At 72.7% G+C, this 13,234-nt stretch carries 10 protein-coding genes; all 10 read left to right on the forward strand.

Annotated features, from left to right (window positions below; all coding sequences use genetic code 11):
* The first annotated feature begins 2 nt into the window (after nucleotides 1–2).
* The 10 genes from ACFVST_RS03335 (at nucleotide 3) to ACFVST_RS03380 (ending at nucleotide 13,232) form a co-directional block, all read left to right on the forward strand.
* Nucleotides 3–1,919, forward strand: coding sequence for a Gfo/Idh/MocA family oxidoreductase (locus ACFVST_RS03335; protein WP_390146595.1), 1,917 nt, complete (start codon nucleotides 3–5; stop codon nucleotides 1,917–1,919).
* An 8-nt stretch (nucleotides 1,920–1,927) separates the two neighbouring features.
* Nucleotides 1,928–3,175: a cytochrome P450 gene (locus tag ACFVST_RS03340; RefSeq protein WP_390146386.1), complete on the forward strand. Its 1,248-nt coding sequence runs from the start codon at nucleotides 1,928–1,930 to the stop codon at nucleotides 3,173–3,175.
* Complete coding sequence (locus ACFVST_RS03345) at nucleotides 3,172–3,993, forward strand: thioesterase II family protein (RefSeq protein ID WP_390146387.1); 822 nt, start codon at nucleotides 3,172–3,174, stop codon at nucleotides 3,991–3,993. The genes ACFVST_RS03340 and ACFVST_RS03345 overlap by 4 nt, the downstream gene beginning before the upstream one ends.
* A gap of 70 nt (nucleotides 3,994–4,063) precedes the next feature.
* Nucleotides 4,064–4,792, forward strand: coding sequence for a class I SAM-dependent methyltransferase (locus tag ACFVST_RS03350; protein WP_390146389.1), 729 nt, complete (start codon nucleotides 4,064–4,066; stop codon nucleotides 4,790–4,792).
* A complete protein-coding gene (locus ACFVST_RS03355; RefSeq protein ID WP_390146391.1) occupies nucleotides 4,789–6,609 on the forward strand; it encodes an ABC transporter ATP-binding protein in 1,821 nt (606 codons plus the stop codon). The genes ACFVST_RS03350 and ACFVST_RS03355 overlap by 4 nt, the downstream gene beginning before the upstream one ends.
* On the forward strand, nucleotides 6,606–8,363 hold the full coding sequence (locus tag ACFVST_RS03360) for an ABC transporter ATP-binding protein (RefSeq protein WP_390146393.1): 1,758 nt from the start codon (nucleotides 6,606–6,608) through the stop codon (nucleotides 8,361–8,363). Before ACFVST_RS03355 ends, ACFVST_RS03360 begins: the two co-directional genes overlap by 4 nt.
* Nucleotides 8,364–8,407: 44 nt before the next feature.
* Nucleotides 8,408–9,814: a salicylate synthase gene (locus tag ACFVST_RS03365; RefSeq protein ID WP_390146395.1), complete on the forward strand. Its 1,407-nt coding sequence runs from the start codon at nucleotides 8,408–8,410 to the stop codon at nucleotides 9,812–9,814.
* A gap of 185 nt (nucleotides 9,815–9,999) precedes the next feature.
* Nucleotides 10,000–11,358 (forward strand): ABC transporter substrate-binding protein, encoded by a 1,359-nt coding sequence (locus ACFVST_RS03370; RefSeq protein ID WP_390146397.1) that lies wholly within the window; start codon nucleotides 10,000–10,002, stop codon nucleotides 11,356–11,358.
* Nucleotides 11,359–11,472: 114 nt separating this feature from the next.
* A complete protein-coding gene (locus tag ACFVST_RS03375; protein WP_390146399.1) occupies nucleotides 11,473–12,486 on the forward strand; it encodes an NAD(P)-dependent alcohol dehydrogenase in 1,014 nt (337 codons plus the stop codon).
* 62 nt (nucleotides 12,487–12,548) lie between these two features.
* Nucleotides 12,549–13,232 carry a nucleoside/nucleotide kinase family protein gene (locus ACFVST_RS03380; protein WP_390146401.1) on the forward strand — a complete coding sequence of 228 codons (684 nt, stop codon included), beginning with the start codon at nucleotides 12,549–12,551 and terminating at the stop codon, nucleotides 13,230–13,232.
* The last annotated feature ends 2 nt before the right edge of the window (nucleotides 13,233–13,234 follow it).

Here is a 13,234-nt window from a genome sequence, read left to right on the forward strand (position 1 = left end):
CGATGCGCATCCTGGTCTGCGGCACCAACTTCGGCCGCTTCTACGCCGAGGCGGCACACCAGCGCCCCGGCTACGCCCTCGCCGGCATCCTCAGCCGGGGATCGGCCGCCTCCCGCGCCTACGCCTGCGGCCTCGGCGTCCCCTTCCACACCCGCGTCGACGACCTCCCGGCCGATATCGACGCCGCCTGTGTGGCGGTGAGCTCCGCCATCTCCGGCGGCCAGGGCACCGAACTCGCCCGGGCCCTGATGGACCGCGGCATCCATGTACTCCAGGAACACCCCCTGCATCTCACCGAGTTGACCGCCAATCTGAAGCACGCCCGCCGCCGCGGAGTGCGGTACCGCATCAACACCCACTACCCGCGGGTCGCCCCCGTCCGCACCTTCATCGACGCCGCCCGGCGGCTCACCGCACGGCAGCGGCCCCTCTTCGTGGACGCCGCCACCCCCGTCCATCTGATGCACCCCCTGGTCGACATCCTCGGGCAGGCCCTCGGCGGCCTGCGGCCCTGGCGGTTCGCGGACCCGGCACCGCTGCCCGACGACATCGGGCCGCACCCCTTCCGCTCCCTGCACGGGATGCTCGCCGGCGTCCCCCTCACCCTGCGGATACACCACCAACTCGACCCGTCCGACCGGGACAACCACGCCCTGCACTGGCACCGCGTCTCCCTCGGCACGGAAGGCGGGGTCCTCACCCTGGCCGACACCCACGGGCCCGTCCTGTGGAGCCCCCGCCTGCACATCGGCCGCGACCGCGACCACCGCTTCGTACTGGACGGGCCCGGGACGGGCGGCCTGGGCCTCGGCACCACCACCGTCGCCGGCACCACCGGAAGCTTCCGCACGGTCTTCTCCGACCTGTGGCCGCAAGCGGTCGGCTCCGCCCTCGACGCCCTCCGCGACGCCGCCGAGCACGGCGGCGACGCCCTGCGCGACGGCCAGTACGACCTGGCGGTGTGCCGCATCTGGAGCGACCTCGCGGCCCGCCTCGGACCACCCGAGATCATCCGGCCGTCCACCCCGCGTCCCCTGGCCGCCGGCGACATCCTCCGGCTCTCCGACGAGCCGAGCCCCAACAGCCCCCGGACCGAGGGCAGTTCACCCCGCCCCGCGGACACCCTGCCGTACACACCGTCCGCGGAGTTCTTCGACCTGGTCGCCGCCGGACACACCGCGACCGCGAGCATCCCCGCCATCGTCGACGTCCTCGCCGGGGCCGACCTCAGCACCGGGCCGGTCGCCGACATCGGCGCCGGCACCGGACTGGTCACCGAGGCCGTCGCCCGCGCCCGGCCCGACGCGGAGATCCTCGCCTGCGAACCGGCCGTCGGAATGCGCGCCGTCCTCACCAGCCGCGTCTTCAGCGACCCCGCCCTGCGCTCCCGCGTCACCATCACCGCCGACGCGGCCCCCGGCCTGGACCTCCCGGACCGCGTCAGCGCCGTCCTGCTCTGCGGGGTCCTCGGCCATCTCGACGGCGACCAGCGGGCCGTGCTGTGGCGGCGGCTCATCCCGCGGCTAGCGCCCGGCGGGCTCGTCCTCGTCGAACTCATGCAGTTCGAGAGCCAGTTGGCCTTCCCGGAGACCCGGCTCGCCACCGCCACCGCCGGACGGCACCGCTACGAATGGTCCTTCGCCGGGGCACCCGACGAGACCGGCGACGGCACCATGCGCCTGCACTCCACCTGGCGCGTCTACCGGGACGGCGCCCCGCACGCCCGGCGCGAGGTGCACGACTCCTACCGCTGGACGCCCCTCACCCTGAAGGACGTCGCCGCCGAGTCCGGTCTCACCGCCCGCCCGCTGCCCACCCGCCCCGGCGCACCCCCGCTCGCCGTCCTCACCCGCACACCGGCCACCGCCCCCGCGGACGAACCGGCCCCACCCCACCCGCACACCACCGCCGACCTCTGAGGACCACCATGACCACCCCCGCACCCCGGCCGACCCCCGACACGGCAGCCACCTCCCAACAGGCCGACGCGCCCCGCGAGTTCCCCATCCGCCGCGGCTGCCCCTTCGCCCCGCCCGCGGAGTACGGCACCATGCGCGGCGACGACCCCGTCGCCCGCATCACCCTGCCCACCGGACGTGAGGCCTGGGCGGTGACCCGCTACGACGACGTACGCGAACTGCTCTCCGACCCCCGCGTCAGCGCCGACATCCGCCACCCCAACTTCCCCGCACTCGGCGAGGGTGAGCAGGAGGCCGGGGCCCGATTCCGCCCGTTCATCCGCACCGACGCCCCCGAACACACGCGCTACCGGCGGATGCTGCTGCCGGTGTTCACCGTGCGCCGGGTCCGCGCGATGCGGCCCGCCGTCCAGGCCTGCGTGGACGACATCCTCGACGGAGTGCTCGCCGCCGGCGGCCCGGTGGACTTCGTCTCCGCCTACGCCAACGCCGTCTCCACCTCGGTGATCTGCGAACTCCTCGGCATCCCCAAGGAGAACCTGGAGTTCTTCCGGGACGTCACCCGGATCTCCGGCTCCCGCCACAGCACCGCCGAGGAAGTCGCCCACGCCCTCGGCGGACTCTTCGGCCTCCTCTCCCGGCTGATCGGCGAACGGCGGGACGAACCCCGCGACGACCTGATCTCCCAACTCGTCACCGGCCACCTGGCCACCGGCAAGGTGACCGAGGACGAACTGCTGTCGACCCTCGGCATCACCATCAACGCCGGGCGTGAGACCACCACCAGCATGATCGCCCTGAGCACCCTGCTCCTCCTGGAACAGCCCGAACTGGCCGCGGAACTCCGCCAGGACCCCGCCCTGATGCCCGCCGCCGTGGACGAACTCCTGCGGATCCTGTCCGTCGCCGACTCCATCCCGCTGCGCGTCGCCGCCGAGGACATCGAACTCTCCGGCCGGACCATCCCCGCGGGAGACGGCGTCATCGCCCTCCTCGCCGCAGCCGACCACGACCCCGAGCAGTTCGACACCCCCGGGCAGGCCGACTTCCACCGCACCGACAACCACCACCTCGCCTTCGGCCACGGGGTGCACCAGTGCATCGGCCAGCACCTGGCGCGACTGGAACTGGAGGTGGCCCTGGAGACACTGCTGCGCCGCGTCCCCGGCCTCCGCCTCGCCGGCGACCGCGAGCAGGTCGCGATCAAGCACGACTCGGCCACCTTCGGCCTGGAAGAACTGATGGTGACCTGGTGACCGCCCACCCCCCGCCCCCCGCCGCGCACACCGCCAACCCCTGGATCAGAGCGTGGACCACGGCGCCCACCGCCCGGCTCACCCTGATCTGCCTCCCGCACGCGGGCGGCAGCGCCGGCTTCTACCGGCCCTGGGCGGCACTGATGCCACCCGAGGTGCGACTCCTCGGCATCCAGTACCCCGGCCGCGAGGACCGCTTCGACGACCCCGCGAGCACCGGCATGGGCGACCTGGTGACCTCCGTCGCCGACGCCGTCCAACCCCTCCTCGACCGGCCCTACGCCCTCTTCGGCCACAGCATGGGCTCCGCCGTCGCCTGGGAACTCGCCCATGAACTCCACCGGCGCCAACTCCCCGGCCCCCGCCGCCTCTTCGTGTCCGGCCGCGCCGCCCCCGGCACCGCCCTCACCGGTCACCTGCACCGGCAGGACGACGACACCCTCTGCGCGGAACTCGACCGGCTCGGCGGCACCAGCGGCGAGATCCTCGCCGACCCCGGACTGCGCCCCCTGGTCCTGACCGCCGTACGCCACGACTACCGGATCATCGAGACCCACCGGCCGCGGCGACGGCCGCCGCTGTCCTGCCCCCTCCATGTCCTGACCGGCGGCGACGACCCCGAGCTGGGAGCGGACCGCTGCCGCGAACAGGCCGCGGGCTGGGCCGCCCTCACCACCGCCCGCACCGAGGTCCGCGTCTTCCCCGGCGACCACTTCTACCTCACCCCGCGCCGCGGTGAGGTGGTCGCGGCCGTCCTGCGCCGCATGGACCCCTCCCTGGCCACCTCGGGCCCCCGCACCTGGCCCAGCACCCCATGACCCCCGGCCCCAACACCCCACCCACGCCCGCCCGTTCGGCCGCACCCGCCGCCCTCGCCCGGAGACTGTCGTGATCGACTACTACTCGACCTCGGCCGAGTTCTACGAACTGGTCGCCACCCGGCACACCGCCAGCAGCGGCCCCCCGCTGACCCGCGTCCTCACCGGCCTGGACACCTCGCACGGCCCCGTCCTGGAGATCGGCGCCGGCACCGGACGCGTCACCGAGGTCATCGCGGCCGCACTCCCCGAAGCGGACATCCTCGCCGCGGAACCCTCACCCGTGATGCGCGCCATGCTCACCTCCCGCATCGCCCGCGACCCGGACCTGCGGCGCCGGGTCACCGTGGACGACGGCGCCGCCCAGGACCTCGAACTCCCCGAACGGCTCTCCGCCGTCGTCATCTTCGGCGTGGCCGGCCACCTCACCGTCCCCGAGCGCACCGCCCTGTGGAAACGCCTCGCCGCCCGCCTGCCCGACGGAGCACCCATCGTCGTGGAACTCATGGGCGTCTCCACACCCCGCGTCATCCCACCCGTGATGTCCCTCCGGGAGACCATCGGCCGCCAGACCTACGAGTGGTGGATCGGCGGCGAACCCACCGAGGGCGACGCCATGCGGTTCACCACCACCTGGAAGGTCCTGCGCGACGGGCGCACCGTACGCGAGGTCGCCGACAGCTACGACTGGCACACCTTCGACGCCGCCCGACTCGCCCGCGAGGCCGGTCTGACCAGCCGCCGCATCACCGAAGCGGGCGGCAGGCCCATCCCCGAAATCGGAGTCCTCCTCAAGTGAAGTCCCAACCACCCCAGCCCGGCCCCGAGTTGGCACCCCAGGCACCCGCGGACCCGCTGCGCACCCTGGCCCGGCCCGTCCGGGGACCGCTGGCCACCGCCGTCGCCCTCCAGACCGTCGCCGCCCTCGCCGGAGTGGTGCCGTTCATCGCCGTGTCCCTGATCGCCGACCGCCTCACCGCCACCCCGCCCGCAGGCGGCAGCACCCTGTGGCCCCTGGCCACCCTGGCCTGCGCCGCCGGCTTCCTCGCCCTGGCCTGCGGCACCGCGGCCGGCGCCCTCGCCCACCTCGCCGACAACCGGCTCCAACTCGCCCTGCGCCGCCGCCTCGCCCACCACATCGGCAAGCTCCCCCTCGGCCGGCTCACCGAACGCAACACCGGCGAAGTCAAACAGGCCGTGCACGACGACGTCAGCGCACTGCACACCCTCTTCGCCCACACCCTGCTCGACATCGTCACCGTGCTCGCCGCCCCGGCACTCGCCCTGGCCTACCTCCTCACCGTCGACTGGCGCCTCGCCCTGATCAGCGTCACACCCCTGCTGCTCGGTGTGCTCCTCTTCGGCCGCGCCATGAGCGGCGCCGCCGGACAGATGACCGAGTACGGTGCCGCCCTGGGCCGGATCTCCGCCGCCGCCGTCGAATTCGCCGCCGGCATCAGCGTGTTCAAGAGCTTCGGACGTGGACGCCGAGCCCATGAACGCTTCATCGACGCCACCGAGAACTTCGCCGGCTTCTTCTCCCGCTGGGTCCGCACCACCCTGATCAGTTCCACCGCCGCCCTGCTCGTCGTCGCCCCCGCCGTCGTCCTGCTCCTCCTGGCCGCCGCCGGCACCCTGTTCGCCACCCGGGGCTGGACCACCCCCGCGGACCTGGTGCCGTTCCTGCTGCTCGGCCCCGCCATCGCCGCCCCCATGACCGTCGTCGGCCCCCGCGTCCAGCAGATCCGCGCCGGCCAGGCAGCCGCCACCCGCATCACCGAACTCCTCCACACCCCCACCCTCCCCGAACCCGCCGAACCCGCCCTCCCGCACGGCCACCACATCGCCCTCCGCGCAGTGTCCTTCTCCTACGACGGCCGCACCGACGTCCTGCACCACATCGACCTCGACCTCGCCCCCGGTACTGTCACCGCACTCGTCGGCCCCTCCGGCTCGGGCAAATCCACCCTGGCCTCCCTGCTGCCCCGCTTCCACGACACCACCGCCGGCACCATCACCCTCGGCGGCACCGACCTCCGCGACATCCCCTCCACCGAACTGTACCGCCACATCGGCTTCGTCCTCCAGGACGTACGGCTGCTGCGTGCCACCGTCACCGACAACATCCGCCTCGGCCGGCCCGACGCCACCCAGGACGAAGTCGAACGCTGCGCCCGCGCCGCCCACATCCACGACCGGATCACCGCCCTGCCCGAGGGCTACGCCACCGAACTCGGCACCACCACCCTCTCCGGCGGCGAAGCCCAACGCCTGTCCATCGCCCGGGCGTTGCTCGCCGACGCCCCCGTCCTCGTCCTCGACGAGGCCACCGCCTACGCCGACCCGCACTCCGAAGCACTCATCCAGGACGCGCTGTCCACCCTCGCGGCCGGGCGCACCCTGCTCGTCATCGCCCACCGGCTGGCCACCATCCGCTCCGCCGACCGGATCGTCGTCCTCGACGACGGACGCGTCACCGAACAGGGCCGCCACGACGACCTCCTGGCCGCCCACGGCCGCTACACCGCGCTCTGGCAGGCCCAGCACACCCCGACCGACCCCACCCCCGACGGAGCCGCCCCCGCGGACCCCATCCGGGAAGGAAGCGCACGATGATCCGCCAACTCCGCCGCACCCTCGGACCGGAAGGCTCCCCGCCGCTCGACCGGCTCCTCGTCCTCCAGAGCGGCGCCGCCGTCCTCCAGGGCATCACCTTCGCCCTGCTGGTGCCACTCCTGCGGACCCTCCTCGGCCCCCACCCCGACCACACCTGGTCCTGGCTGACCGCACTCACCATCTGCGCACTCGGCTGCACCGCACTCCAGGGCGCCGCCATCAGCAACGGATTCACCGTCGGCTCCCGGCTCTCCCGCACCCTCCACCACCGCATGGCCGACCAGGCGCTGCGGCTGCCGCTGGGCTGGTTCACCGCCGGCCACACCGCCGAGTTCAGCCGGCTCGCCGGACAGAACGTCATCCAGGTGATGAGCACCCCCGCCCATCTGCTGCGCCCCTTCATCAACTCCCTCCTCACCCCCGTCACCCTGGTCGTCGCCACCTTCTTCTTCGACACCCGCACCTCCCTGGTCCTGCTGGTCTGCACACCCGTCCTCTTCGGCATCCAGACCGCGAGCACCGCCGTGCTGCGCCGGCTCGACCTCGGCCGCCACACCGCCCTCACCGAGAGCGCCGACCGCGTCCTGGAGTACACCCGCAACCAGCCCGTGCTCCGCGCCTTCGGCCGAACCGCCGACGGCTACGGGGCACTTGACGACGCGCTGGTGGCCGAGGCGGCCGCGGACCGCCGGCTCATCGCCCGCGGTCTGCCCGGACTGGTCTCCTTCTCCTTCGCCACCCGCCTCGTCTTCGCCCTGCTGCTCGCCCTCGGTGTCGCCTGGCACCTCGACGGCTCCCTCAGCACGCCCGACCTGCTGGCGCTGCTGGTCCTGCTGACCCGCCTCATCGACAGCGTCTCGTCCGCCGCCGAAGCCGGTGCCGGGATGCGCATCGCCCGCAACACCCTCGAACGCCTCGGCACCCTCCTCGACGAACCCCCCTTCCCCCAGCCCACCGCACCGCGGCAACCCCGCGACAGCAGCGTGGAGTTCACCGATGTCGACTTCCACTACGGAGGCAAACCCGCGGCCGGCACGAGCGCACCCCCCGCCCTCCGCGAGGTGGGCTTCCGCCTGCCCGAACGCAGTATGACGGCCCTCGTCGGACCCTCCGGCGCCGGCAAGACCACCATCGCCGCACTGCTGGCCCGCTTCCACGACACCACCGCCGGCACCGTAAGGATCGGCGGCGTCGACGTCCGCGAGATCGCCGCCGAGGACCTCGCCGCCCATATCTCCCTCGTCTTCCAGGACGTCTACCTCTTCGACGGCACCATCGAGGAGAACGTCCGCATCGCCGCCCCCGACACCGACCCCGAGCAACTGCACACCGCGGCCGCCCTCTCCGGACTCGACCGCGTCATCGAGGAACTGCCCGACGGCTGGGCCACCCGCGTCGGGGAAGGCGGCACCCGGCTCTCCGGCGGGCAGCGGCAGCGGGTGTCCATCGCCCGCGCCCTCCTCAAGGACGCCCCGATCCTCGTCCTGGACGAAGCCACCGCCGCCCTCGACCAGGAGAACGAAGCCCTCTTCGCCGACACCGTACGCACCCTGGCCCGGCAGAAGACCCTCCTCGTCATCGCACACCGCCTCAGCACCGTGGTCGACGCCGACCAGATCCTGGTACTCGAAGACGGCCGCATCACCGAACGCGGCACCCACCAGGACCTGTTGACGGCGGACGGCACCTACGCCTCCCTCTGGCGGCACCGCACCCGGGCCCACGGCTGGCGACTGGGGACGGCACCCGTATGACCACCCACCCCGGACCCCCGGCAGCACCGGAAAGGCACCGAACCATGACCATCGGATCCCGGAACTCCTGGGCGGACTGGGCGAGTTGCATCCCCCCGCTCACCCACACCACCACCCGGGAACCCAGCCCCGACCCCGCCGCCACCGCCACCCGCCTCGCCCGGGCCGACCTCGCCGGCCCGTACATGCTGTACGAGACGGGGGACGGCGTCTGGCACTTCGCCGCCGGCCCCGCGGCCAGCCTCACCGCCGACGCCACCACCGTCACCGCCCACTGCGCAGGACACACCTGGACTTCGCCCACCGGCGGGCAACCACTGGCCGCCTTCGCCGACGCCCTCTCCGCCCTGCGCCCCACCGGCGGCCACCCGCGCCACTACTACGGCTGGGCCGCCTTCGAACTCGCCCACCTGCTCCACGCCGACCCCGCCGCAGCCGGTGACCGGCCCCTGCTCCACGCACTCGTCCCGTCCCTCGAAGTCACCCTCACCGACCGCGGAACCACCATCCGCGCGGTGGACGAGACCTGGACCCGTAAAATCGCCGACCTCCTCACGGAACCCGCGATCGCACACTCCGCCCAGGACGCCCCCGCACCCGTGGGCCGCGACACCGCCGAGACCACCATCGCCACCGGCACCACGGCCTACGGCCACGCCGTGTCCCGTACCGTCGCGGACATCCGTACCGGACTCCTGGAGAAGGCGGTCCTCTCCCGGAAAGTCCCGCTGCCGGACGGCCGCCGCCCCGACTTCCCCGCCACCTATCTGGCCGGCCGCCGGGCCAACACCCCTGCCCGTTCCTACCTGTTGGACCTCGGCGGGTACCGGGCTGCCGGGTTCAGCCCGGAGACCGTACTGGAGGTGGCGGCGGACGGACGTCTCAGCACCCAGCCGCTCGCCGGCACCCGCGCACTGGGCGGCGACCCGGTGGAGAACGGACGGCTGCGTGCCGAACTCCTCAGCGACCCCAAGGAGATACATGAGCACGCGGTGTCCGTCCGCCTCGCCTGGGACGAGGTGGCCGCGGTGTGCCGTCCGGGCTCGGTCGCGGTCGAGGAGTTCATGACCGTCAAACCCCGCGGATCGGTCCAGCACCTTGCCTCCCGGGTGGCCGGCAGACTGCGGCCCGAGTGCGGCCCCTGGGACGCCTTCGCCTCCCTCTTCCCCGCCATCACCGCCACCGGCGTCTCCAAACGCGCCGCCCTCCAGGCCCTCGCCCGCCATGAGCGGGGACCCCGCGAGCTGTACGGCGGTGCTATGTTCCGCGGCGGCACCGACGGCGAACTTGACGCCGCCCTCGTACTGCGCACCCTCCTCGGCAGCGGCGAGGAAGTGTGGTTGCGGGCGGGCGCCGGGATCACCCCGCAGTCCGACCCGGAACGGGAGATCGAGGAGACCTGCGAGAAGCTCCGCAGCATCGCCCCGCACCTCCGGTTCAACCAGCCCTGAACCGGAGCCCGTTGAGGTCCGCGCCGCCCCCGCTTCGCCGCCGGCCCGCAGGTCGGCCCCGTACCGTTCGCGCAACCGCTTGCGAAAAGTTATGGCGCAACCGCTTGCGCAACTGCTTGCCCCGTCCTTAACGTGTGCTGACCCGGCCACGGTGGTGTGGCCGGGAAGCCATGGAGGTTGGTGACATGAAGCGGTCGAAGGGGCTGACGCGGGCCCTCGTGCCGGTGGGGGCGCTCTCTCTCGTCCTGTCCGGCTGCGCCGGAGCGGGTGGCGGCGGCAGTGACGCGGGTGGAACGAAGACCGTCAAGGTCGCCTTGGTGTCCAACCCGCAGATGCAGGACCTGAAGAAGCTGGCACCGCAGTTCGAGAAGAGCCACCCCGGCATCAAGCTGGAGTTCAGTGTGCTGCCGGAGAACCAGCTCCGGGACTCGGTGACCAAGGACATCGCCACCAAGTCGGGCCAGTACGACGTGGCTTCGATCGACAACCTCAACGGGAGCACCTTCGCCAAGAAGGGCTGGCTGACCGACCTCGGTCCGCTGGCGAAGAAGACCTCCGGTTACGACACCGGCGACTTCATCCCGTCGATGTGGACCCTCAACCAGGAGAAGGGCATCCAGTACGGGGTGCCGTTCTACGGTGAGTCCACCTTCCTGATGTACCGCAAGGACCTGTTCGAGAAGGCCGGTCTGAAGATGCCGGCCAAGCCGACCTGGGACCAGGTCGCCAAGCTCGCCGACAAGCTGGACACCAAGGACGTCTCCGGGATATGCCTGCGCGGCAAGCCCGGCTGGGGCGAGAACATGGGCGTCCTGAGCACCGTCATCCAGACCTTCGGCGGCAGCGTCTACGACTCCCACTTCAAGGCGCAGATGAACAGCCCGGCCACCACCAAGGCCGTGAAGTTCTACACCGACCTGGTCAAGAAGGACGGCGAGGCGGGCGCCGCCAACGCGGGCTTCACCGAGTGCCTGTCCACCATGGGCCGCGGCAAGGCCGCCATGTGGTACGACTCCACGGTCGGCGCCTCCCTGCTGGCAGACAGCAAGCAGTCCTCGGTCGCCGGGAAGATCGGTCTGGCACCGGCCCCGGTGGTGAAGACCAAGTCGGCGGGCTGGCTCAGCTCCTGGTCCTTCATGATCCCCAAGACCTCCAAGAACACCGACGCCGCCTGGAAGTTCGTCTCCTGGGCCACCTCCAAGGAGTACGCCAAGCTGGTCGGCGACAAGCTGGGCTGGACCCGGGTCCCGCCGGGTGTGCGCACGTCCACCTATGAGATCCCGGAGTACCGCAGCGCCGCCAAGGACTACGCGGACGCCACCCTCGCCCAGATGAAGAGCGTCAACCCCAAGCAGCCGGGCGTCGCCCCGCAGCCGTGGGTGGGCACCAACTACGTGGCCATCCCCGAGTACCCGGACCTCGGTACCAAGATCTCGCAGGAGATGTCCGCGGTGATCGCCGGGCGGGAGAGCGTGTCCGCAGCGCTGGGCAAGTCCCAGGGCTGGGCGGAGAAGGTCGCCGAGTCCGGCGGATACCAGAAGTAGCCCCGGGCCAGGGCCAGTTGGAGCCGGGCGCAGACCCGGAAGCGGAGGGGCCGGGCCGCCCGGCCCCTCCGCCGGCCCGGTCCGGTCGAGTAACACAGCCAAGGAGTCGCAGCGGTGCGCGCAGCAGTCATGCAGGGCCCGGGGGCCCTGGCCCTGGAGGAGCGGAGCCGGCCCGAACCGGGACCGCGTGAAGTCCTCGTCCGTATCACCTCCTTGGGGATCTGCGGATCGGATGTGTCCTTCTTCCGCCACGGCCGCCTCGGGCACAGCGTGTTCCGGGCGCCGGTGGTCCTCGGGCACGAACCCGCGGGCGAGGTGGTGGCCTGCGGTTCCGGGGCGACCCGGCACCGCCCCGGGCAGCGGGTGTCGGTGGAGCCCGGCATCCCCTGCGGCACCTGCGCCCAGTGCCGTACCGGGCACTACAACCGCTGTGCCGACATCCGCTTCCTCTCCGACCCGCCCCACGACGGGGCGATGCAGGAGTACGTCGTCGTCCACGAGGCCTTCGCGCACCCGGTGCCGGACCGGCTCTCCGACGACGCCGCCGCACTGATCGAACCGCTGTCGGTGGCGCTCTGGGCCGCCCGGCGCGGCCGTATCGGCGCCGGGGACCGGGTGCTGATCACCGGCGCCGGGCCGATCGGGCTGCTGTCGGCGCAGGTGGCGCGGGCGCTCGGGGCGACCGAGATCGCGGTCAGCGACGTCAACCCGGCCCGGCTGGCGGTGGCTTCGGACTTCGGCGCCACCACGACCATCCTGTCCGCCGACGCGCCCGCGGCCGCCGCCGAGGTGTCCCCGACGGTGCTGGTCGAGTGCTCGGGCAGCCCCCGGGCGCTCGCCGACACCCTGCCCGGTACCGCGGCGGGCGGCAGGGTCGTCCTGGTCGGCATGGGCCCCGAGGAGGTCAGCCTGCCGCTGGGCCTCGTCCAGCAGCGGGAGCTGACCGTGGGCGGCGTCTTCCGCTACGCCAACACCTGGGAGACCGGCATCGAACTGGCCGCGTCCGGCCGGGTCGACCTCGACGGCCTGGTCACCGACCGCTTCCCGCTCACCGGCGCCGCCACCGCCCTCGATCCCGACACCGCCGTCACCACGTCCGTCAAGACCGTCATCGACCTGCGCGACTGAACGCGGCCCGGCACGGCCCGCCGCGCGGCACTTCCCTACGCGACACATTCCGGAGAACCCAGGTGTACCTCCCGACCACCGAATGCCAGGACGGCCCCGAACTCCCGGTGGAGACCGACCTCGCCGCCCTGGCAGCACGCGCCCGACGGCTCATGGAGCGGCCCGGCCGGGCCGTCCTCGGTATCGCCGGCGCCCCGGCGGCCGGCAAGAGCACACTGGCGTCCGCGCTGGTCCAAAGGCTCGGCCCGCGCGCCTGCCTGCTCCCCATGGACGGCTACCACCTGGCCGGCTCGGTCCTCACCGGGCTGGGCCGCCGGGAACGCAAGGGCGCGCCCGACACCTACGACGCGGACGGCTTCGTCGCCCTGCTGCGGCGGCTGCGGGACGGCGAGCGGTCCGAGACCGTCTACGCGCCGCGGTTCCACCGCGAGATAGAGGAGTCCATCGCCGGGGAGATCGTCATCGGCCCCGATATCGACCTGGTCGTCGCGGAGGGCAACTACCTGCTGCTCCCGGACGGCCCCTGGCGCCGGGTCCGCCCCCTCCTGGACGAGGGCTGGTACGTCGACCCGGACGAGGAACTGCGGCTGCGGCGACTGGTGGACCGGCATGTGGAGTTCGGCCGCAGCCCCGAGGAGGCGCACGCGCGGGCCCACGGCACCGACCAGGCCAACGCCGTCACCATCGCGGCCACCCGGGCCCGTGCCGACCTCGTGGTGCGGCTCGCCGGGAGAGAGGAGCAGTGACC

It is taken from the genome of Streptomyces sp. NPDC058045, assembly GCF_042885635.1.
Classification (GTDB): Bacteria; Actinomycetota; Actinomycetes; order Streptomycetales; family Streptomycetaceae; genus Streptomyces.